Source organism: Streptomyces sp. RFCAC02 (genome assembly GCF_004193175.1).
GTDB lineage: Bacteria > Actinomycetota > Actinomycetes > Streptomycetales > Streptomycetaceae > Streptomyces.
Genome location: NZ_SAUH01000001.1, coordinates 1,985,124 through 2,007,369, shown reverse-complemented (window position 1 = coordinate 2,007,369; position 22,246 = coordinate 1,985,124). Strand labels below are relative to the sequence as shown.

Sequence of the window (22,246 nt, the reverse complement as noted above, 5' to 3'; positions counted from 1 at the left end):
GACGGGGATCAGACCGGGCGGGCGGCGGCGTCCCGGGCGGCGGGGGAGACGTGCACGGTGTAGGAGCGGTCGCCGATCGCGCAGACGAGATCGGCGCGGTCCGCCGCCCCGCGCGCGTCCGTCGTGCGCCAGGCGTGGACGGCGCTCACGACGGCGGCCGGATCGGCGCGATGGACCCGGCCGTCCGCGTACGCCGGTTCGGCGCGCACCGCGAGCAGCGGACCGTCAGGCCCGCCCGTACGCACGAGGCACAGCCCCTCGCCGGGGAACAGGACGGCCGCCGTGCGCCGGCCCGGCAGTTCGCGCAGGACGGCGGACGTCCAGCCGTCGGCCGTCCACGCCACCGCGCCGGCCTCTCCCGGGCCGGCGGCCGCGCGGCGGTGGACCACGCCAGCCGTCTGGATCTCGCGGGTGCCCGCCGCCCCGTACTCCGCCGCGAGGTGGCGGTGCGGGAACGCGTCGTCCCGGTCCGGCTCCCCGGCCGGGGGCGCGGGCAGGCGTTCCAGGCGCACGGTGGCGCCCTCGACCCGGGCGCGGACGGTGAAGACCGCCGGTTCGACGGGGCGCGCGGGATCGGGGAGGAGGCGCGCGGTCGGCTGTTCGCGCTGCGGGGGCAGGCCGAGCAGCGCGTAGACCTCGGCGCGCAACCGTTCGAGGGCGCGCCCCTGTTCGGCGAACGCGGCCCGTGCCGCCGCCCGTACGGCCTCCGGCCGGTGCGCGGCGACGGCCGCCGTCACGGCGTCGGGGCCGAGCGCGTCGTCCGGGCCGCCGAGCCGGGGGGCCGCGGCGAGGAGCCGTGCCATCGGGGTGCCGGGGGTGAGTTCACGGCCGCCGTCGTACGCGGCGACGACGGGGCGGCCGAGCGCGGCGGCGTACAGGGCCGTCGAACCGTGGTCCGTGACGACCGCGTCCGCCGCGACCAGCACCGAGGCCCACTCCTCGTAGGGGCGGGTCATGACCAGCCCGGCACGGCGCGCGCGGTCGTACGTCTCCGCCAGGTCGTGCGCGCCCAGGCGGCTGAACTCGTTCGGGTGCAGGACGAACGCGACCTGGAACCGGTCGTACGGCAGCCGCGCCGTCAGCTCGGCCGGCAGGCGCGGGCGCCGCGCGAACAGCGACTCGCCGCCCCAGGTGGAGGTGACGGCGATCAGCGTGCGGCCGCCCGTGCCGAGCGCGGCCCGGAACCGTTCGCGGCGGTCGCGGGAGGCGAGGAGCCGCTCCAGCGTCGGGTCGCCGACGACGGTGGCGCGTTCGGCGTCGCGCGGGCTGGCGGCGGCGAGCCGGCCGACGTCGTCGGGGTGGGCGAGCGCGTGCAGCGCGAAGACCGGGTCGGGGCCGTCCGCGAGCAGGTTGACCGGATCGAAGGCCGAGGGGAACGGGCCGCCCGACCCCTCGCCGGGGACCACCTTGCTGTGCCCCGCGCCGTGGGGCAGCAGGACGCGTGCGCCGCGCAGGAGGTCGAGCCGCCCCTTGGGGCTGGCGGCGATCACCAGGTCGAACGACCGCCGGCACGCCTCGTCCCACGGCACCGTGCGGGCACCGGCGAGGTCGATCGCGGAGAAGGCGTCGGCCTGGAAGTCGGAGCCGGGGACCAGGGTGAACAGCCGGTGCACGCGCGGATCGTCGGCGAAGACGGGGAGCACGTCGAGGAGGCGGTGCAGCGCGGTGGCCGAGCGTGCGGCGAACAGGACGGACCGGCCCGTCGCCCGTCGCCCGTCGCCCGTCGCCCGTCGCCCGTCGCCCGTCGCCCGTCGCCCGTCGCCCGTCGCCCGTCGCCCGTCGCCCGTCAAGTCTGTTCATCCTACCGGGCATGAGGGGGGTCGGGCCGGTGATTTGCCTGCTTCTGTGGCGTTCCGGACGGGTTCGGCGACGGCATGTGCCGATCGTACCCGCCCCCGTTCCGGCGGCCTTCCGCTCACTTCCCCGCTGCGGCAGGATCGCGGCATGAGTGAGTGGGGGATCGCGCTGATGACCACCGGCGCCGCGCTGGCCGGCGCCGTCGTCACCGGCTGGTACACCCGTGGCGCGGGGAAGCGGCAGGCGGAGGCCGCCCGGCACGCGGGGGACCGGCAGGCCGACGCGGCGCTCGCGACCGTGCGCGCGACCCTGCGGGAGCAGCGCGCGATCCGCGTGCTCGACCTGCGGCGGCAGACGTACGTGGCGTTCCTCGGCGCCGCCGAGTCCGTCCTGCTCGCCCAGTGGTCGGGCAGCGCGGAGCCCGCCGAACTGGCGGAGCTGGAACGGGCACTGGCCGCCGTGGTGCTCGAAGGACCGTCCGACGCGGCCGAGGCCGCCCGTACCCTGGCGTCGGCCGCCCGGGACGCGGGGCCGCGCGCCCGCGTGGACGCCGCCCGCGAGACGTTCCTGACGGCCGCCCGCGCGGCACTCGACCTGTGACGCGGTGCGGCGGGTCAGCGCGCGAGCACCTGCACGACGGCGTACCGTCCGCTCGTCCGCCAGCCGCCGCCCCCGGCGTCGAGATCCGCGACGACCCTCTCGTCAAGGCCCGTGATCACGTCCGACTTCAGGGTCCGCAGCGCCGCGACGGGTGAGGGGAACCAGCCGGCGGCGGTGGCGAAGGGCGTCACCGGCGGCCACAGCCGGTCGCCCACCAGACGGCGGTAGTTGAGGTCGCCCTTCAGGACGGTCAGCGTCGCGTCCGCCCACTGGGCACGCAGATCGGCGGGCGCGTCGTGGAACGGCAGGGGCGCGCACAGGAACGGGTGCGCCCGCAGCTCCAGCGTGCCCGCCGTCAGCGCGTCCCGCAGGCGGTGCCCGGTGTCCGCCGCCGCCCCGCCCGGGGCGGCCCGCAACCGCGCGACGGCGGCCAGGACGTCGGCCGTCACGGCGTCGGACACGTAGTAGGGGTGCGGTTTGACGTACAGGGCGACGCGCCCGGCCACGCCGGTGGTGAGGAGGTGGTCGGCGAGGACCAGGTCGGGGAGGAGTTCGCGCCCGGCGTTGTCGGCGACGAGGCAGACCGTACCGCCGGGCGCACGGTCCAGGACGTCCCACAGGGCCGCGGTCTCGTCGGCGAGGAGGCCGCCCGCCGTGCTGTCGCCGGCGGTCAGGCCGAAGCCGAGGTCCGCGCGGTTGCCCCAGAGGGCGGAGGTGACGAGGGCGGCGCGGCGCTCGGCCTCGGCGCGGCCGGCCAGGCGGTCGAGGGCGGCGAGTTCGCCGTCCACCGCGGCGTCGCCGAGGCCGTCGGCCTTCGCCGGGCCGAACGGGTCGATCCCCGTCCACGGTCCGCCGTCCGTGAACCAGCCGGCGGCGCCGAGCAGCCGGCGGTAGAACCAGCTCTCGGCCCACAGGAACGGCAGCTCGGCCCACCGGCGTCCCCACATGCCCTGCCCCCACGCGGTCCACCGGGCGTGGTCGGGCGCGTCGTCGCCCGGCGGTTCGACGACGGCGGTGGCGCTCGTGCTCTCGGCGAGCAGGCGGCGCAGCGCGTCGCGTTCGGCCGGGCCGTACGGTGTGCCGTCCAGGACCTGGGCGATGAGCCGCGGGTGCCGTTCGTGGAAGACGCCGTGGGCGAAGGTCCCCGGCTCGTCGATGCGGATCTCGGGCGGCGTGGGCGGCACGGGCGGGCTCCTCGGTGCTGACGGTCCGGCCGACCTTAGCCGGGCCGGGGAGCCGCGCCGCGCGCCGCGCGGATCACCAGGTGTACAGGGGATTGACGTGCATGCACTTCTCCGAGTCACCGGAGATGATGTCCTCCGATTCGACGGCCGGGCTGTCGTCCTCGGCCGTGCTGCCGTCCGCGGGCTCGTCCGACGATTCCGGGAAGGCCGTCCCCTCGCGCCAGTCGGCGCCGACGACGAGGACGACGCCCGTGTGTTCGGACGAGTTGCGGACCGCGGACCTGGGCAGGCCGAGGGCGTCGGCGATGGACTCGGCGGCCGGCTGGTCGGCGACGTCGGCGTAGTAGACGGCGGTCTCGGACAGGGACGCGGCCGTCGTGTCGGTGGAGGCGGCGGTGAAACCGAGGTCGTGCAGCGCCTCGGTGATGTCGGTGGCGCGGCCCTCGACGGGCAGCAGGCCGTCGGCACCGGTGCCGTTCTGGACGGCGACGGCGATATCGGCCGGATCGGGAGCCTCCTCGGTCTCCTCCTCGCCGCTCCCGTCGCCTTCGCCGCTGTCCTCGCCCCCGGCGGAGGAGTCGTCCTCGCCGTCGATCGCCTCGTCGGCGCGGACCTGGGCGAAGAGCGCGTCCATCGGCTCGGGGTCGGGTACGACCGTGACCTCGGGATTGTTCGGATCGGGCAGCGTCTCAAGGGTGACCATGTTGATGCGGTCGTTCGGGATGTTCCGCAGGTCACTCCCCAGGCTGTAGAGCGCCTGCACCGAGCCGAGGCTGTCGTCCACGGTGAGCGCGTCCACCGCTGCCTCCGCCAGGTCCATGAGCTGTCCCGGGTCGGTCAGTGACGCGCTGCCCTGCAACTCCTCGACCATGTTGCTGAGGTACATCTGCTGCGCTTTGGTACGGCCCACGTCGCTGCCGTCCTCGAAGGCGTACCGGGTGCGGAGCCACTGGAGCGCGTCATCGCCCTCCAGGATGTTGTCGCCCTCCTCCAGGCGGAGACCGGTCTTCGGGTCCTGCATGTTCGCGTCCACGCACACCGGGACGCCGCCGATCGCGTCGGCCATGTCCACGACGCCTTCGAACTCGACCATGATGAAGTGGTCGATCCACGCGCCGGTCAGTTCCTTCCACGTGGCGACCACGCAGCCGGGACCGCCGTAGTACATCGCGGTGTTGATGGACGCCGACTCCTGGGCCGGGTAGACCTCGTCCGTCTCCGGGTCGGTGCACTCGGGGATGGGGACCTGTGTGTCGCGCGGGATGCTGATGAGCGTCGCGTTGCTGCGGTCGGCAGCGACGTGCAGCAGGATCTGCACGTCCGCGCGCACCGGGTCGCCGGCGAGGTCGGCGCGTCCGCCGAGCCGCTGGTTCTCCTCGCCGTCGCGGGAGTCGGAGCCGATGAGCAGGATGTTGAGGGGGGTGTTGCCGTGCTCGTCCGGCTCGGGCGGGGCGATGTCGCTGTTGCCGAGGTCGAGCGGGGCCTTCTCGATGCGGCCGTTCAGATAGTCGATGTAGAACCACGCCGCCCCGGCACCCGCGACGAGGAGGAAGGCGAGCGATCCCGACACCCACAGGACGATGCGGCGCCGCAGCGACTTCGGCTTCTTGCGGCTGCGCCGGGCGCCCCGGGTGCCCCGGTGACCGCCCCGGCCGCCGGCGGAACGTTTCACCCTGGTCTCCGCCCCGGTGTCGGGTCCGCTGTCCGTGCCGTCCGTGCGCTCGTCGTCGCTGGATATGCCGCCGTCCGGCACGTACGTACCCCCGCTCGTCGCCCGGTACGGAGCCGTACCGGGTGTGCATCGTCTTGGTGGAGTGCAGCGTCCCGCGCGGACCCGGGGCTGCCTGTGGGAGTAAGACGCGCGTAGCGCGGCGGGAGTTGTGGCAATGGGACGTACGTCACACGGTCGCCGTGCATGACAAGGCCGACTCCCGGGCAAAGGCGACCGTCTCACCCGCCGAATCGATTGTCAGTGCCATCCGGCATGCTGACCGCATGATCGCTTCCGCCCCGCGAGGGGCGATGAGTGACGGACCGTCATGCAGTCGCGCAGTCCAGGAGGTCGATGGTTGTGAACGCGGACAGCACCGCGTGGGAAGAGCGCAGCACCGTCCAGGTGGTGCCGCCCCTCCGGCCGCGCCGGCTCGCGAAGGTCCCCTTCGTCGAACTGGCCGAAGGGCGGCTCCAGGGCATCGTGTCGAGCGGTACCGACCTCGCCCGCGTCTACGTCTCCTCGATCGAGGCCAGGACCCACGGCATGAGCTGCCGGACGAACAACAACCGGCCGTGCGCCGGCCTCGGCGGTTACGGCCCCTGCAAGCACGTCCATGCCCTCGCCAAGGAGGGCGTGGCGCAGTACGGCATCGAGCGCGTCGCCCGCTACCTGCACGTCGACCCCGACGACAGCGGGGGCATCTGGGCGGGGATGCAGGGCGGGCTCGCGCCCTCGCCCGCCGCCGGCGTCTTCAACCGCTTCCTGCGGTACCTCGCCTACCTGGAGAAGGACGACAGCACCGAGCCCCTCCCCGAACTGCACTGGTTCCCGGCCACGGGGGCGGGCCGCTGATGCTCACCGCCACCCAGCTCACCGAGCTTCTCGACACGGTCCCCGAGGGCACCGACGAGGCCGTCACCGCCACCGCCGGGTTCGACACCGCCCTCTGCCACGGCCTCGCACGCGTCGGCGAGGAGCAGGCCGCCGCCCTGTCCGCGCTCGCCGCCGCCGTCGGGGCCACCCCGCTCGGCCCGGCCGCGGCCGAGGCAGCCGCCGCCGTCACGGCCGGCACCCTGGAGGACGGTCACCTCGCGGCCCTCGCCGCGGCCCGCACCGCGCTCCTCGGCGCGGTCCACGACGCCCACCTCGGCACGCTCGACGCCGTCACCGGCCGCCGGCGCGACCCGTGGCCCGAGGCGCCCGCAGCCCCGGCCGCACCGGGGGACGGGCCGGTCGTCCACGCGCTCGCCGGCTGCCGCGCCTGGCTGCGCGAGCTGGCGATCACCGGCTGGCGCGGCGTCGGTGAGGACCTGCTGCCCACCGCCGACGGCCTCGTCGAGTCCCTGATGGACGCACCGGGCCTGCGCGGCCTCGCCGTCCTCATCGACGGTCTCACCGCCGAGATCCGGGCCTGCTCGCCCGTCTCCGTCGCCGAACGGCTCCCGGTCCGGCGCTGGGCCGACCTGTGGGCACGCGCCCTCGTGGCCTCGCAGCCGGCGGCGCTCCCCGCCCCGGCGCCGGCCGCCGAGTCCGTGTCGGGCCGCCTGCTGCTCCTCGGCGCCGACATCCACGAGCACCCCACCGCCTTCCGGGTCCAGGTCCACGCCGTCCTGGAACCGGCCGGGGGCGCCCCGGCCCGGCTGGTGCGGGCGAGCGTCGCCGCCGCCAAGGTGGACATGGTGACCGGCCCCGCCGTGTGGGAACTCCTCGGGAACCATCCCGTGCTGCTGGGCGCGCTCGGCGGGCGTCTCGCCGTCGACATCACCGACATGCCGCTGCTGCCCGGGGGCGACCTGCTGTGGCACGACGACAGAGCCGCGGCGGGCGAGCCGGCCGATCCGCTCGCCACCGCCCGCGTCCTCCTCCCCGGCGCGGTCGCCCCGCCGGTGCGGCCGCTGGACCGCCACCCCGTACGCCTCGCCGAACCGGTCCTCGTCGAGGGCTACAAGAGCGACGGCAAGGCGCTGCGTTTCGGCGACACCCTCCTGGAATTCGACTTGGAGCGGCTGCCCGCCTGCGGCCCCCTCACCCCGCAGTTGCTCAAGGCGTCGACGGCGTGCATCGGGCTGCTGCGCAGGGACGCGGGCCGCTGGCTGCTTCAGCCGCTCGGGGTCGGCGCCACGGTCAAGCGCCAGCCCGTCGACGCGCACTCCGGCGACTGGGCCACGGGCGTCACCGACCCGAAGGCGGCCAAGGCGGCGGCCCGCCACGCCGAGGTCCTCCCCACCCTGCGGGAGCGAGCGGGAAGGCTGCTGCGCAAATGACCCCGACACCCGACGCGGCTCCCCCCGGCGCCCCGGCCCCGGGCGACGCCGCCGCGGCGAACCGCCGCCAGGTCCTGTACTGGCGCCTCCTCGCCCGCCTCTTCGACCGGGACGAGCAGCCGGCGCTGGAGTCCGCGAGCGTCGCCGTCGTGGAGGACGCGGGGCTGCCCGCCGCCCTGCTCGACCCGTCGATCACGGTCGACACGCTCGTCCAGCGCTTCCCCGAGCTGTCCGACGCGTTCGACGGCGTGCTGACGCCCCACGACGGCGCGGACGACGGCGCCGAGGACCCGGCGGAGCGGGTCCGCCGCGCCGCCCTCGTGTCGAAACTGCTGCTCAACGTCTTCGGCACCGGCACCGGCGACGTCACAGCGGGGCAGCTCGCCGACTGGCAGAGCGACGCGGCACGGCTCCGCCGCGGCATGGGCGGGGGCGATAACGGTGACCTCCCGGGCATGCTCGGCGAGCTGGAGGGCGAACTGGTCTCCCGGATGCGGCTGCGCGAGGTCCTCGCCGACAGCAGGCTCGCCGCCCGGCTCAGTCCCAGCATGTCCCTCATCGAGCAACTGCTCCGCGACAAGCACAACCTGTCCGGCACCGCCCTCGCCAACGCCAAGGCGCTCATCCGCCGCTACGTCACCGAGGTGGCCGAGGTCCTGCGCACCCAGGTCGCCAAGGCGAGCGCCGGCACCATCGACCGGTCCGTGCCGCCCAAGCGGGTCTTCCGCAACCTCGACCTCGACCGCACCATCTGGAAGAACCTGACCAACTGGAGCCCGGAGGACGAACGCCTCTACGTCGACCGGCTCTTCTACCGGCGCACCGCGAAGCGCGTGACACCGGCCCGCATCATCGTCGTGGTGGACCAGTCCGGCTCGATGGTCGACGCCATGGTCAACTGCACCATCCTGGCCTCGATCTTCGCCGGGCTCCCGCAGACCGATGTGCACCTCGTCGCCTACGACACACGGGCGCTCGACCTCACCCCCTGGGTCCACGACCCGTTCGAGGTCCTGCTGCGGACACGGCTCGGCGGCGGCACGAACGGCACCGTCGCCATGCAGCTGGCCCGCCCCAAGATCGCCGACCCGCGCAACACGGTGCTCGTGTGGATCTCCGACTTCTACGACAACCGGATCCTGATGGACGACTTCACGTCCGTCCACCGCTCCGGCGTGAAGCTCATACCGGTCGGCTCGGTCAACAGCTCGGGCAACGCCAGCGTCGACCCCTGGTTCCGTGAGCGCCTCAAGGCCCTCGGGACGCCCGTCCTGTCCGGACACATCAGCAAGCTCGTGCACGAACTCAAGACCTTCCTCGCCTAGGAGAACGCCATGACCACCGAACACCTGCTGCGCGCCCCGGCCGAGGTGAAGTACGCCGAGGAGCTGGACTACCTGGAGTCCGTCGACGACGGCCCGAAGCCCTTCTCCTGGCGGCTGAGTCCCCGCATGGTGCGGCTGTTCGTCCTCGGCTCCGAGCGCTCCGACGGCCTCGACCGCGAGATAGCGCAGAAGTGGTTCGGCGACCGGACCTTCGTCGAGCGCAGCATCGTCACGCTCGCGTCCGACCGCGGGCTGCTCCTGATCGGCGACCCCGGCACCGGCAAGAGCTGGCTCGCCGAGCTGCTGTCCGCCGCGATCTGCCGCGCCTCCACCCTGGTCGTCCAGGGCACCGCCGGCACCACCGAGGACCACATCAAGTACTCGTGGAACGTCTCCATGGTCATCGCCAAGGGCCAGTCCCGGGCGTCGATGATCCCCTCGCCGATCATGACGGCGATGGAACGCGGCGTCATCGGCCGCTTCGAGGAGCTGACCCGCGCCACCAGCGACGTGCAGGACGCGCTGATCTCCATCCTGTCGGAGAAGTACGTCTCCATCCCCGAGCTGGAGGACGACAACATCGTCTTCGCCCAGCCCGGGTTTTCGGTCATCGCGACGGCCAACAGCCGCGACCGCGGCGTGAACGACCTGTCGTCCGCCCTCAAGCGCCGCTTCAACTTCGTGCGCATCCCCGTCGTCACGAACAAGCGCAGCGAGGCGGAGATCGTCCGCTTCCGCACGGAGGAGCTGCTGCGCCGCCACAGCATCGATCTGGAGGTGCCGCCCACCCTTCTCGACATCCTCCTGCAGAGCTTCTCCGACCTGCGCGCCGCGTCCGCCTCGGCCACCAGCGACGACGACCGCCTGGAGTCAGCCCTGTCCACGGCCGAGCAGATCGGCGTGCTGGAGGACGCCATCCTGCACAGCCAGTTCTTCGGCGACCGGACGCTCGGCGCCCGGACCCTCGCCGGCTCCCTCGTCGGGTCGCTCGCGCGCCGCAGCCCCGAGGACCTGGCCATCCTCAACAAGTTCTGGCACGGCGTCGTCGAGCCCCGCGCGCGCGGCGGCGAGGACGGCGGCCCGTGGCACGAGTTCCTGGAGGGGGGACGCGAGGCGATCGCCACCCTGTCATGACGGACACCGCATCCCGCACCCCCCTGTCCGCCGCCGGCGCGGACACCGGCCCCTTCGCCGCCCTGCGCGAGCAACTGCTCGGCGCCGCGGCCGCGTTCGCCGCCGACGGCACGGCCGGCAGCGGCCCCGATCCGGTCGCGGACATCCTCACCGGCATGGTGGACGACGTGGACCGCGCCCTGCGCGAGGACCTGGAGATCTTCCCGGTCTGCCACCACTCGCCCGCCTCCGCGCTCGCCATGGCGCGGCGGCTGCGCGAGAAGCGCCCCAAGGTCGTCTACCTGGAGCTGTGCGAGGACCTCCAGCCGCTCCTGCCGGAGCTGGCCACCTGCAAACTGCCCGTCGCGCTCCAGGCGTACGCGACCGAGGCCGGTGACTTTCCGGCGTCCTGGGCGCCGCTGAGCGTCGTCGCCCCCGTCACCGAGGCATCCGCCGAGTACCAGGCCATCGCCTACGCCCTCGGCACACCCGGTGTGGAGATCGTCGCCGTGGACCGCTCCGCCGACCACGTCTTCCAGTGGCTGCCCAAGGGGGACGGCGGCAGGCCCGCCGCCCCCCGCGACGCCGGGGACGCGGCGGACGAGGAGAAGGGCCTGCACGGCGACTCCGTGGGCGTCGGGATGGGAGACCTGCGCCCCGGCTTCGCCGAGCTGGAGGAGCACCTGCTGCACCACGGCAAGGTCCGCCACTGGTCCGAGTGGTGGGACCAGTACGTCGAACAGCCCCTCGCCGGCGCCGACTACGCCACCTACCGCCAGGTCATGGTGCTGATCGGCAGCCTGTTCCGCCGCCTGCGTCCGGCCCGCGGCGCCGACCACGACCGGAACGAGGACCGCGAGCGCCACATGTGGACGCGTATGCGCGAACACCTCGCCGCGACCGGCACCGACCCGGCCGACTGCCTCTACATATGCGGCGCGTCCCACGCGGCGAGCCGGGTCGAGCAGTTCGGTCTCGCGTCCACCGCCGAGCCGTTCGCCATCACGCCCCGCACCGGCACGGCGTGGAACTACGGCCTCATCCCGTCGAGCCACTCGTCGATCGAGGCGCAGTTCGGCCTGGCGCAGGGCGCCGTGTCGATCGCGGCGGCCGGCTGGGAGAAGGCGCTGCGCACCCACGGCGTCGAACCGTTCCGCCTCGCCAAGGGCAAGGGCAAGGGCAGGAGCGGGGCGGGCAGGGGCCGGAAGGCCGCTCACCCGCCCACCGCCGGGGCGGCGGCCCCGGTCGAGGACCGCCTCGGCGGTTTCCTCGCCACCCCGCCGCAGCCGCTCGGCCTGGACGAGGACGAACTCCTCGGCTGGTGCGTGGACATCGTCCACCTCGCCCGCCGCAACGGCTACGCCGCCAGCACGGCCGACGCCATCGCCGTCTACGAGACGTCGGTCCTGCTGGCGAGCATGCGCGGCCGGGCCAGGCCCACGCCGTACGACTTCGAGGACGCCGCCGTCACCTGCATCGAGAAGGACTCGGTGCCCGGCCGCCGCGACGTGCGGCGGCTGTGCGAGATCCTGCTCGGCGGGGACCGCATCGGCACCGTCGGGTACACGGCCCTGCCGCCCCTCGCCCGCGACGTCCTGGACCGGCTCGAACCCCTCGGGTTCGACCTGACCGCCCGCACCGTACGGCGCGCCATCCTCGACCTCGGGACCGATCCCGAACTGCTGCCCTGCTCCGACCTGCTGTGGGTGCTGCACCGTCTGGCGCCCGAGCTGGCCAGCCCGATCCTCGGCGCCCGGCGGCTCGGCGAGCGGTCGGTGCAGGAGAGCTGGGACATCAACCTCGGCCGGGAGCAGCGCGCCCTCGTCGAGCTGGGCTACGAGGGCGTCACCGCCGAACAGGTCCTGGAACGCCGGCTGCGCCGCGCCGCGTGGGAGCCGCGGGCGACCGCCGCGACGGCGCTGGTGGCCGTCGAGGAGGCCGTGGTCCTCCTGGGCGGCGGCAGGCTCGCCGACGACATCGGCGTCCGCGCCGTCGAACTCCTCGCGGCCGAACGGACGGTGGACGACGCGCCGAAGGTCCTGCGGCAGGTGCGCCGGCTCCTCGCCCACTACCGCGCCACCGGCACGCCGATGCCGCGCTGGTGCGAGGAGTTCGTCGCCACCGGGTACGCCCACTACTGCACCCTGCTCCCGACGGCGTTCAAGGACGACGCGGCGGGCACGCGGCAGATCGCGGCCATGCTGGGTTTCCTGTTCGGCATGGAGAGCTTCGCCCTCTCCCTCGGCTGCGACCGGACCCAGCTCGATCTGGCCGTGCGCCAGTCGCATCCGGAGCGGCCCGACCGCACCGCGCTGCTGTGGGCGGCCCACGCACATTTGGGCCTGGTGACCAGGGACGAGCTGCGCGAGCGCTGCGACGCGCTGCTGGACAACCCGCTGGTCGTCCCCGCCTTCCCGCGCTGGACGACGGGTTTCCTGCACGCGCTGGAGTTCACGCCGGCGCTCACGCCGTTCGTGGTCGAGCTGCTGTCGAAGGCGTTCGGCCGCCTGCCCGACAGCGTGCTGCTGCCGTGGCTGCCGGTGCTGATCACGACGCTCCGCGAGGAGGCGGCGGAGCTCGTGCCGCTGCTGACGCGCGAGGCGGGCCGGGTGTTCCCGGCGACGCTGCCCGGCGTGGACGGGTGGACCCCGCCGTGGTCCGCCCGGCAGGCGGCCCCGGCGGAGCCGGCCGCGCCGTCGGCCGCCGTCTCCGGGCCGGTCGCCGATCTGCTGGCCGGGCACCCCGGTACGACGGACGCGCTGGCGGCGCTCCTCGGCCTCGACCCGGCCTGGCCCGCTCCGGCGGGGCCGCCGCCGGGGGACAGCGCGGCACGCGACCTGCTGGCCCGCCACCCGGAGACGGCCGAAGCCCTGGCGCACCTGCTGACGGCCTGACGGTCCGGGGGACGCCCGGCCGCCGCACCCGGCGGCGGCCGGGCGCCGGGCCGTTCAGCGGAGCACGGCCGCCAGCACGTCGGTCCCGAGCGCCGTGAGTTCGGGCAGGTTGAGGGCGTGCCGGACGTAACGGCCGCGCCGCCGGGCCGTGAGCAGGCCCGCGCGGCGCAGGACCGCGAGGTGGCGGGAGACCTCAGGGGGCGAGAGTCCCCAGGCGTCGGCCAGCTCACCGGTGGTGTGCGGGCCGCGCGCCAGGGTGCGCAGCAGCCGCAGCCGTACCGGATGCGCGAGTGCCTCCAGCCGCAGCGTGACCGTTTCCAGCGACACCGGCTCCGGCGGGTCCGCCCCGGCCACGGGGTACTGCACCACCGGCTGCCACCCGGGCGCGTGGACCGCCACCAGGTGCGGGCGGCCGAAGACACTGGGGAGGAAAGTGACCCCGGTGCCGTGGGCGGCGGTCGCGCTGTCCTGCAGCTTGTCCACGATGACGCTGTCGCCGTCCGGCGCCAGGGTCACGGCGCCGGAGACCGACGCGAGTGCCGTTCCGATGCCCTGGTGCCTCAGCAGGTCGTTCTTCAGGCGCAGGTCGGCGGCGAGGTGCCCGGCGACGCCCGTCCAGGCGGCGTCGAAGAACGCATCGGCGCACTGTTCGAGGGTGTGACGCACCCGCGCCCGCACGTCGGCCGGGTCCGCGAGCAGCCGTTCCGCGAAGGCCTCCTGGAGCGCGCCGCGGGCCTGGGCCAGGCCGAGGGTCCGCTCGCGCTCCGCCGCGTCGGTGAGCGGCGACGGCGCGGCGAAGCGGACCCGGTTGCTGCCGCACGTGGTGATGAGCGCGGCGGTCACGTACGTCTCGTCGTCGATGCGGTCCACGTCGTCCAACTCCTCGGCGAGGGTGGCCCGGGGGCGGGCCGGCACCAGGAAGTCGGCCCGTGAGGAACGCCAGAGGAAGTCCGCTTCCCGCAGCCGCTCGGCCAGCTCCGGCCGGAGCCCGGCCCAGACGTCCCCGGCCCAGCCGGCGAGCCGCGGATGGTGCGCCGGTTCGGCCAGCACGTGCAGCATGGCGGTCAGCTCGGCCAGCGGGGAGACGGCGAACCGCAGTCGCCCGGACGGCGGGCCGCTGATGTCGATCCTCAGCGTCATCCCCCCATCGTCGCCGGTCGGCCGACCGGCGACCGCGCCGGTTGACGGTGTCCGTCAACCGGCGCGCCCGGCCGGGCGGCCGGACCCACCGTTGACGCATGGCGACCACCACCACGATCCGGCCGCGCGCCCTCGTCCGTGCCTCCGGAGGCCCCCGCTATGCCGTGGCCCTGGCCGTGGACGCGCTCGGCACCGGCCTGCTGCGGCCCTTCCTGCTGCTCTACGGGGTGTCCGTGCTGCGGTTGTCCCCGCAGGCCACCGGCATCGCCATGACGGTCGGCGCCGTCGTGGGCCTGGCGTGCATGCCGGCGGTCGGCCGCTGGCTGGACCGTGGCGCACGCAGCACGGTCGTGGCGGCGTCGATGCTGGTGCGTGCGCTGGGCGTGGCGCTGCTGCTGGCCGCTCCGGCGGGGAACGTCCGGCTGTTCGCGGCGGCGGCGCTCGTCCTCGGCGTCGGCAACCAGGCGTGGCCGGCCGCCCACGCGGCCCTCGTGGCCACGGTCGCCCACGGCCGGGAACGCGACGCCGCCCTCGCGGCGGGCCGTGCCCTGCGCAACGCCGGTCTGGGCGCGGGTGCCCTCCTCGCCACCGCGTGCCTGGCGGGCGGAACCACCGCGTTGCAGGCGCTGGCAGCCGTGACCGGGGTCGCGTATCTCGCGGCGGCGGCCTTGGCGTGGTCGGTCCGCGTGCACGCCCGTCCGGCCGCCGCACCGGCCGGGGGCGGGGGCGACGCGCCGGCACCCCGGATGCGCGGGCTCCTGGCCGCCAACGTGATCTACGCCTTCTGCCTCAACGTCCCCGAAGTCGCACTACCCGTCGTCCTGGTGACGGAGCTGCACGCCTCTCCGGTGTGGCTGGGCACCATCTACGTGGCCAACACCGTGCTGGTGGTCACCCTGCAGGTCCCGGTCACCGTCCTGATGTCCCGCTTCCCCCGCCGGTCCGTGCTGGCCATCGCCGGCGTGGTGCTCACCGCCTCCTACCTCGGCTTCCTCGCGGCTGTCTTCCTGGGACACGACTGGGGTGCCCCTGCCGTCGCCGCGGTGTCCGTGGTCTGCACCCTCGGCGAGATCCTCTACGCGGGCAGCGCCACGGCGCTCGTCACCGCTCTGGCCCCGGCGCGTGTCCTGGGCCGCGCCCTCGCCCGCCTCCAGCTCTCCACGGGATTCGGCCTCGCCGTCTCCCCGGCGGTCATCACCGCTGTCGCCCCCCACGGCCCGGCCGCCCTGTGGGGCGGCCTCGCCGCCGCGACACTCCTCTCCGCCGGGGCCGTCGCCACCGAGGGGGAACGAGGACGGCGGCCAGGCCCGTGAGCACCGGTGGGCCTCGCGGTCTCAGCGGTGGCTCAGCACGTTCACCACGCGGCCGTTCGGGTCGCGGACGAAGAAGCGGCGCACGCCCCACTCCTCGTCCTGCAGCGGGTGCACGATCTCGGCCCCGCTCTCCCGCACGGCCGCGTACGCCGCGTCCACGTCGTCCACCTCGATGCTCAGCTCCGGGGTGACCGGGGCGGTCGCGTCCTCGGTCATGACGCTCACCTGCGCCGCCGGCACGACGGGGGAGCCGAGCGTCGTGATCCAGCCATGGTCCATGACCTCCTCGAACCCCAGCAGGCTGTAGAACTCCCGGCTCTCCGCCATGGCCTCCGACCTGATGACGGGCATGACACGGCGTACGGACATCAACGGCTCCCCACGGGTGGCGACTTCCTCCGGACCTCCCAGGGTTATCGCGGGACGCCCACCGCTGTCCACCGTCCCGTCAGCGCCGCGAGCGCGCGGTGAGGAGGGCCGCGGCGAGGGCCGCGCCCGACGCGGCGGCCGTGGCGAGCAGCCCGTCCGCGCGGTGCGCCTCGGGGCGCGGCGCCGCCGCCGTCTCCGGGCACCTGTCGGGCAGCGCGCCCGGCCCGTCGAGGCCGAGGGCCAGCGCCTCCGCCAGGTGCATGGCGCGGCGCCCGGTGCCGGCCCCGTCGATCTGCGTCCGGCAGCTGAAGCCGTCGGCCAGGATCAGCGTGCCGGGCGAGGCGTCCCGCACGGCGGGCAGCAGCACGCGTTCGGCGCACGCCATCGACACGTCGTGGTGGCCGCGCTCGAACCCGAAGTTGCCCGCGAGGCCGCAGCAGCCCGAGTCGGGGATGTCCGCGTCGATCCCGGCACGGCGCATCACCTCCCGGTCCGGGTCCTGGCCGAGGACGGCGTGCTGGTGGCAGTGCGTCTGCACGACGGCCGCGCGGTCCAGCGACGGCGGACGCCAGCCGTCCCGCGCGTGGCCGAGCAGCGCCTCGGACAGGGTGACGGTCTGCGCCGCGAGCCGCTGGACGTCCTCGTCCTGGCTGAACAGTTCGGCCGCGTCCGCGCGGAACACCGTGGTGCACGACGGTTCGAGCCCGACGACCGGCGTGCCCGCCGCGATCCACGGCCGCAGCGTGTCCACCGTGGAGCGCAGCACCCGCTTCGCCCGGTCGAGCTGCCCCGTCGAGATCCACGTCAGGCCGCAGCACACCGGCCGGTCCGGCACCGCCACGCGCAGCCCCGCGTCCTCCAGTACGGCGACCGCCGCCTGCAGTACGTGCGGGTGGAAGTACGTGCTGAACGTGTCGGGCCACAGCACGACCGTGCGCGGGTCGCCGGGCGAGGGCTCCGGGGCGTTCCGCCGGCGCCACCAGCGGAGGAACGATTCCTCGGCGAACAGCGGCGCGTCCCGTTCCCCGGCGACACCCGCGAGGCGCTTCCCGGCCCGCGCGAGCCCGGGCGCGTGCAGGAGGGCGTTCACGGCACGCGGCGAGCCCTGCGCGAGGCGCGCCCACAGCGGCAGCCAGCCCAGCGCGTAGTGGGCGGCGGGACGCGGCCGGCCGGCGTAGTGGTGGGCCAGGAACTCCGCCTTGTAGGTCGCCATGTCGACACCGGTCGGGCAGTCGGACTTGCAGCCCTTGCAGGCGAGGCACAGGTCGAGGGCGTCCCGCACCTCGGTGGAGCGCCAGCCGTCCGTCACGGCCGAGTCGGCGTGCCCGCCCAGCATCTCGAACAGCAGCCTGGCGCGGCCGCGCGTCGAGTGCTCCTCCTCGCCGGTGGCCCGGTACGAGGGGCACATGACGCCGCCCTCGTGGGAGCGGCAGTTGCCGATGCCGACGCAGCGCATGACGCCGCGGCGGAAGCTGTGGTTGTCGTCCGGGTAGTCGAACCAGCTCTCCGGCGAGTCCGGCCGCCAGTGGGGGCCGAGGCGGAGCTGCCCGTCCAGCGGGTTCGGGCCGCCGGCCGGATCCGGGGAGACGATCTTGCCGGGGTTCATCCGGTTCCCCGGGTCGAACAGCGCCTTGTACTCGGTGAACGCCCCGACCAGCCGCTCGCCGAACATCCGCACCAGCAGTTCGCCCCGCGACTGCCCGTCGCCGTGCTCGCCGGACAGCGAGCCGCCGTACCGGTGCACGAGGTCGGCGGCGCGTTCCATGAAGGAGCGGAACCCGGCGACCCCGGGCGCGTTCTTCAGCCCGAACGGGATGCGCGTGTGGACGCAGCCCTGCCCGAAGTGCCCGTACAGCGACGGGTGGTCGTAGCCGAACTCGTCGAACAGCTTCCGCAGGTCCCGCAGGTAGTCCCCGAGCCGCTCGGGCGCCACGGCCGAGTCCTCCCAGCCCTCCCACGTCTCCCGGCCGTCGGGCGGGCGCGCCGTCACGCCTAGGCCGGCCTCCCGCGCCAGGAGGAACTTCTGCTCGCGCGCCGGGTCGTCGGAGATAGCGACCCGCGGGTCGTCCTCGTCCGTGCCGAGGCGGGACAGCAGTTCGCGGACCTTGCGGCCGGCGTCGTCCGGACTGTCGCCACCGAGCTGGACGAACAGCCAGCTGTCGCCCTCGGGCAGCAGCGCGAGGGAGTCGGTGTGGACGTGCTCGGCGCGCATCAGCTCCGCCATGCGGTCGTCCAGCGCCTCCAGTTGGAGGGGGTCGCAGTGCGCGAGGAGGCGCGGCACGTCGTCGGCGGCGGCGAAGATGTCGGGGTAGCCGAGGACGAGGAGCGCGTCGGCGGGCTCCACCGGCACCAGGTCGAGTTCGGCGCGCAGCACGGTGACGAGGGTGGACTCGCTGCCGACGAGGGCGCGCGCGAGGTCGAACCCCTTCTCCGGCAGGAGCGAGTCGAGGTTGTAGCCGGACACGCGGCGCGGGATGTCGGGGAAGCCGGCGCGGATGTCGTCGGCGTACGTGTCCGCGATGGCGCGGGCACCCCGGTACAGGCGGGCGGGTTCGCCGCCGGCGGCGAGGATCTCGTGGTAGCGGGCGTCGTCGGTCGGCCCGACCCACATGCGGGTGCCGCCGTAGGTGAGGACGTCGAGGCGGCGCACGTTGTCCACCGTCTTGCCGTACGCCTGCGCCGACGCGCCGCACGAGTTGTTGCCGATCATGCCGCCGATCGTGCAGTGGCTGTGCGTGGCCGGCCTGGGGCCGAACTTGAGACGGTGCCCGGCGAGCTGCCGGTTGAGGCCGTCGAGGGTGATGCCGGGCTCGACGACGCAGGTGCGTGCCTCGGGATCGACGGACAGCAGCCGGTGGCAGTACTTCGTCCAGTCGACGACGACCGCCACATTGGTGCACTGGCCGGCGAGGCTCGTGCCGCCGCCGCGCGAGAGGACCGGCACGTCCTGCTCGGCGCAGACGGCGACCGCCGCCGCGCCCGCCTCGACGGTACGGGGGACGACGACCGCGATCGGCACCTGCCGGTAGTTGGAGCCGTCGGTGGCGTACGCGCCCCTGCTGCCCGCGTCGAACCTGACCTCCCCGTCGACGCGGGCCTCCAGCTCGGCCCGCAGCCGCCGGGTGTCGAGCCCGGCGAAGTCCTCGGGTGCGGGGTCGCGCACCGGCCGCCTGGTCATCCGATCACCGTCCTTGTGTCGTTCCGTCGTCCCGTGCCCGTCAGGCGACGCGGTACCGCTCCGCGTCGGCCTCCCGGAGCGTGAGGCCGTGCCCGGGCGCCGACATGTCGGGCCGCACGGCGCCGTCGCGCACCGGCAGCGCGCCGTCGAAGAGCAGGTTCTCGATGCGTTCGTGGTCGCTGAACCACTCCAGGTGCCGCAGGTTCGGTGTGGCCGCCGCGGCGTGGGCGGACAGGTTCGGCGCGCAGTGCCCGGAGATCTCCGTGCCGCGCGCCGCGGCGAGGGCCGCCGCGCGCCGCCACTCGCCGAAGCCGCCGCAGCGCGTCACGTCCACCTGGAGGCAGTCGACGGCGCCGGCGTCGAGCATGCGGGCGAAGTACGGCAGGTCGTACCCGTACTCGCCGGCCGTCACGTCGGCGGTGACGCGCTCCCGCACGTGGCGCAGGCCGGCGAGGTCGTCGGAGGTCACCGGCTCCTCGAACCAGGTCACGTCCAGCTCGGCCAGCCGGTGCCCGACGCGCACGGCCTGGGCCGGCGCGTAGGCGCCGTTGGCGTCGGTGAGGACCTCGGTGGCGGGGCCGACCGCGCGCCGCGTGAGCGCCACCCGGGCGAGGTCGCGCGCCACGCGCTGCCCGGAGTCCTCCCCGATCTTGATCTTCACCCTGGTCATGCCGCGCGATGTCCAGTCGTCGAGCTGGCCGAGCAGCCGGTCGTCCGTGAACGTCGTGAAGCCGCCGGACCCGTAGACCGGCACCTCGTCCCGGACGCGCCCGAGGAGCCGGGCGAGCGGCAGGCCGAGCAGCCGGGCGGCGGCGTCCCACAGGGCCGTCTCCACGGCCGACAGGGCGCACGAGACGAGTCCGGGACGGCCGAGGTTGCGGATCGCGCCGCGCATTCGCTCCCACGCGGCCGGCACGTCGAGCACGTCCGTGCCGCGCACGATGTCGGCCAGCATTCCGTCGATGAGGGGGACGCAGGCGGCGTGGGCGTACGTGTACCCGAGGCCGGTGACACTGCCCGCCCGCACCCGCGCGACGACGATCGTCGTCGAGTCCCAGGCGAGGGTGCCGTCGCCCTCGGGCACCTCCGTCGGTACCCGGTACGCGGCGGCCTCGACGGACTCGACGGGCGGTGCCACGGTCAGGCCCTCCGCACAGCCACGACCGCCGCACCCACCACGCCGCCACGCTCCTCCGACCTCATGGACGCCGGGTGCCCGGCCGTACGGCACCGCATGCCGTCCCACCCGGAACCGGACACGGCCCGCCGAAGCCGCACACGACCCGACTCACCGGACAGCACCACACTCCGCACCCTTCATCCCTTTTTGTTCACCCTCCTGCCTTGGTACCACGCCCCCGCACGCCCGGCTCCCCGGTGGAAGGCGGTGAAAACGGTGGCGCGTGGCCGGCCGTGCGTCGTGCGCCGGGAGCCGGATGGGCCGGTGCGGTGAAATGGTCGTATTTGCGGCACGGTCGGGGTGGTGTTGTCCGGGGTGTTCCGGACACTTGGGGCGTTCGTCGTCCGTGTGAGGAGATGCCATGGCTCTGGTGGCCGATTTCGTGCTCGAGCGTCTGCGTGAGTGGGGTGTGCACCGTGTCTTCGGCTATCCGGGGGACGGCATCAACGCGCTGCTCGGTGCGTTCGACCGGGCCGAGGGGGATCCCGAGTTCATCCAGGCGCGGCACGAGGAGATGGCCGCCTTCATGGCCTGTGCCCACGCCAAGTTCACCGGTGAGGTCGGCTGCTGCGCCGCCACGTCCGGGCCGGGGGCCATCCACCTGCTCAACGGGCTGTACGACGCCAAGCTCGACCACCAGCCCGTCGTCGCCGTCGTCGGGCAGCAGAAGACCCTGTGCCTCGGGTCGCACTACCAGCAGGAAGTGCCGCTCGACCGGCTGTTCGCCGACGTCTCCGAGTACTGCCAGATGGTCGTGAACCCGGCGCAGGCCCGGCACGTCATCGACCGCGCCTTCAAGACGGCGCTCACGACGCGGTCCGTCGCGACCGTCATCATCCCCGAGGACATCCAGGCGTCGCCCGCGCAGCCGTCGCCGCCGAAGACGCACGGCGCCGTCTACTCGAGCGCCGGCTGGAGCCGGCCGCGCGTCCTGCCGAACGAGGACGAACTGCGCCGCGCCGCCGACGTGCTCAACGACGGCGGCAAGGTCGCGATGCTCGTGGGGCAGGGCGCCGCCGAGGCGCAGGCCGAGGTCGTGGAGGTCGCCGACCTGCTCGGCGCCGGCGTCGCCAAGGCGCTCCTCGGCCGGGAGGTCCTGCCCGACGACCTGCCGTGGGTGACCGGCCCCATCGGCCTGCTCGGCAGCCGCCCCAGCTACGAGATGATCCGCGGCTGCGACACGCTCCTCATGGTCGGCACGAGCTTCCCCTACGCCGAGTGGCTGCCCGACGAGGGGCAGGCACGTGGCGTCGAGATCGACATCGACGGCCGCATGATCGGCATCAGGTACCCCGTGGAGGCGCATCTCGTCGGCGACTCCAAGGAGACCCTGAAGGCCCTGATCCCGCTGCTGCGCCGCAAGGAGGACAGGTCCTGGCGCGAGGGGATCGAGAAGAGCGTCGCGGAGTGGGAGACCGTCCTCGCGGACCGGGCCGGGCAGACGTCCGGCGGTCTGATCAACCCGCAGAGCGTCGCGCAGGAGCTGTCGCCGCGCCTCCCGGACGGCGCCATCCTCACGGCCGACTCCGGTTCGGGCACGAACTGGTGGGCGCGGCACCTGAAGATCCGCAAGGGCATGCGGGCGTCCCTGTCCGGCACGCTCGCCACGATGGGTCCCGGCACGCCGTACGCCATCGCCGCGCGGTTCGCGTACCCGGACCGGCCGGTCATCGCCTTCGTCGGGGACGGCGCGTTCCAGATGAACGGCATGAACGAGATGATCACCGTGAAGCGCTACTGGGACCGGCTCGCGGGCGGCCCGCCGTTCGTCTTCTGCGTCTTCAACAACCAGGACCTCAACCAGGTCACGTGGGAGCAGCGGGCCATGGCGGGCGATCCGAAGTTCCCCGGCTCGCAGTACATCCCGGACGTGCCGTACGCGCAGTACGCCGAACTGCTCGGCCTGAAGGGCGTCTTCTGCGACGACCCGGAGAAGGTCGGGGCGGCCTGGGACGAGGCGCTGTCGTGCGACCGGCCGGTCGTCCTGGAGTTCAAGGTCGACCAGGAGATCGCGCCGATCCCGCCGCACATCATGGCCGAGCAGGGCAAGAAGGCCGCCAAGGCGATGATGCGGGACCCCGAGGCCCCGGGATCGCCGGGCGCGGCATGCGGCAGAAGCTCGCCGAGGCCGCCGCGCACCTGCCGGGCCGCGGCCGGGGCGAGTAGCGGCGGCAC

The 22,246-nt window shown here is 74.3% G+C and carries 14 protein-coding genes and 1 pseudogene; 8 read left to right on the top strand and 7 right to left on the bottom strand.

Annotation, left to right across the window (positions count from 1 at the left end; genetic code table 11):
* Positions 1 to 8: 8 nt before the first annotated feature.
* Positions 9 to 1,790 carry a translation initiation factor 2 gene (locus EMA09_RS09110; protein WP_346655818.1) on the bottom strand — a complete coding sequence of 594 codons (1,782 nt, stop codon included), beginning with the start codon at positions 1,788 to 1,790 and terminating at the stop codon, positions 9 to 11.
* 154 nt (positions 1,791 to 1,944) lie between these two features.
* On the opposite strand from EMA09_RS09110, the gene EMA09_RS09105 reads away from it, so the two are divergent.
* Entirely contained in the window at positions 1,945 to 2,397 is a 453-nt protein-coding gene (locus EMA09_RS09105; protein WP_129843929.1) for a hypothetical protein, read from the top strand.
* Between the two features lie 14 nt (positions 2,398 to 2,411).
* Here the strand turns inward: EMA09_RS09105 and EMA09_RS09100 are convergent, their stop codons facing one another.
* Both EMA09_RS09100 and EMA09_RS09095 read right to left on the bottom strand, forming a co-directional pair.
* Positions 2,412 to 3,581 carry a damage-control phosphatase ARMT1 family protein gene (locus EMA09_RS09100; protein ID WP_129840565.1) on the bottom strand — a complete coding sequence of 390 codons (1,170 nt, stop codon included), beginning with the start codon at positions 3,579 to 3,581 and terminating at the stop codon, positions 2,412 to 2,414.
* A gap of 73 nt (positions 3,582 to 3,654) precedes the next feature.
* Entirely contained in the window at positions 3,655 to 5,334 is a 1,680-nt protein-coding gene (locus tag EMA09_RS09095) for an LCP family protein (RefSeq protein ID WP_240796314.1), read from the bottom strand.
* A gap of 318 nt (positions 5,335 to 5,652) precedes the next feature.
* Here EMA09_RS09095 and EMA09_RS09090 point away from each other — a divergent pair, with 318 nt between their 5' ends.
* From EMA09_RS09090 to EMA09_RS09070, 5 genes are read left to right on the top strand one after another with little or no spacing between them, the layout of a single operon-like run.
* Positions 5,653 to 6,147, top strand: a complete 495-nt coding sequence (locus EMA09_RS09090; RefSeq protein ID WP_240796313.1) for a hypothetical protein — start codon at positions 5,653 to 5,655, stop codon at positions 6,145 to 6,147.
* Positions 6,147 to 7,559 (top strand): hypothetical protein, encoded by a 1,413-nt coding sequence (locus EMA09_RS09085; protein WP_129840563.1) that lies wholly within the window; start codon positions 6,147 to 6,149, stop codon positions 7,557 to 7,559. The genes EMA09_RS09090 and EMA09_RS09085 overlap by 1 nt, the downstream gene beginning before the upstream one ends.
* The gene (locus EMA09_RS09080) at positions 7,556 to 8,884 is read left to right on the top strand and encodes a VWA domain-containing protein (RefSeq protein ID WP_129840562.1); all 1,329 of its coding nucleotides are present in this window, start codon (positions 7,556 to 7,558) and stop codon (positions 8,882 to 8,884) included. Before EMA09_RS09085 ends, EMA09_RS09080 begins: the two co-directional genes overlap by 4 nt.
* Positions 8,885 to 8,893: 9 nt before the next feature.
* Complete coding sequence (locus tag EMA09_RS09075) at positions 8,894 to 10,018, top strand: AAA family ATPase (protein WP_129840561.1); 1,125 nt, start codon at positions 8,894 to 8,896, stop codon at positions 10,016 to 10,018.
* Positions 10,015 to 12,891 (top strand): DUF5682 family protein, encoded by a 2,877-nt coding sequence (locus EMA09_RS09070; RefSeq protein ID WP_129840560.1) that lies wholly within the window; start codon positions 10,015 to 10,017, stop codon positions 12,889 to 12,891. Before EMA09_RS09075 ends, EMA09_RS09070 begins: the two co-directional genes overlap by 4 nt.
* A gap of 54 nt (positions 12,892 to 12,945) precedes the next feature.
* On the opposite strand, the gene EMA09_RS09065 is transcribed toward EMA09_RS09070, so the two are convergent.
* On the bottom strand, positions 12,946 to 14,031 hold the full coding sequence (locus tag EMA09_RS09065) for a DUF5937 family protein (RefSeq protein ID WP_129840559.1): 1,086 nt from the start codon (positions 14,029 to 14,031) through the stop codon (positions 12,946 to 12,948).
* A gap of 98 nt (positions 14,032 to 14,129) precedes the next feature.
* Here EMA09_RS09065 and EMA09_RS09060 point away from each other — a divergent pair, with 98 nt between their 5' ends.
* On the top strand, positions 14,130 to 15,344 hold the full coding sequence (locus tag EMA09_RS09060; protein WP_129840558.1) for an MFS transporter: 1,215 nt from the start codon (positions 14,130 to 14,132) through the stop codon (positions 15,342 to 15,344).
* Between the two features lie 21 nt (positions 15,345 to 15,365).
* Here EMA09_RS09060 and EMA09_RS09055 read toward each other — a convergent pair whose 3' ends face one another.
* The 3 genes from EMA09_RS09055 to EMA09_RS09045 form a co-directional block, all read right to left on the bottom strand.
* Entirely contained in the window at positions 15,366 to 15,713 is a 348-nt protein-coding gene (locus tag EMA09_RS09055; protein ID WP_129840557.1) for a VOC family protein, read from the bottom strand.
* 79 nt (positions 15,714 to 15,792) lie between these two features.
* Positions 15,793 to 18,891, bottom strand: coding sequence for an FAD-binding and (Fe-S)-binding domain-containing protein (locus tag EMA09_RS09050; RefSeq protein ID WP_129840556.1), 3,099 nt, complete (start codon positions 18,889 to 18,891; stop codon positions 15,793 to 15,795).
* Positions 18,892 to 18,931: 40 nt separating this feature from the next.
* A complete protein-coding gene (locus tag EMA09_RS09045; protein ID WP_129843927.1) occupies positions 18,932 to 20,035 on the bottom strand; it encodes an enolase C-terminal domain-like protein in 1,104 nt (367 codons plus the stop codon).
* Between the two features lie 397 nt (positions 20,036 to 20,432).
* Between EMA09_RS09045 and EMA09_RS09040 the strand changes: the two are divergent.
* Positions 20,433 to 22,237, top strand: a pseudogene (locus EMA09_RS09040) (thiamine pyrophosphate-requiring protein).
* The last annotated feature ends 9 nt before the right edge of the window (positions 22,238 to 22,246 follow it).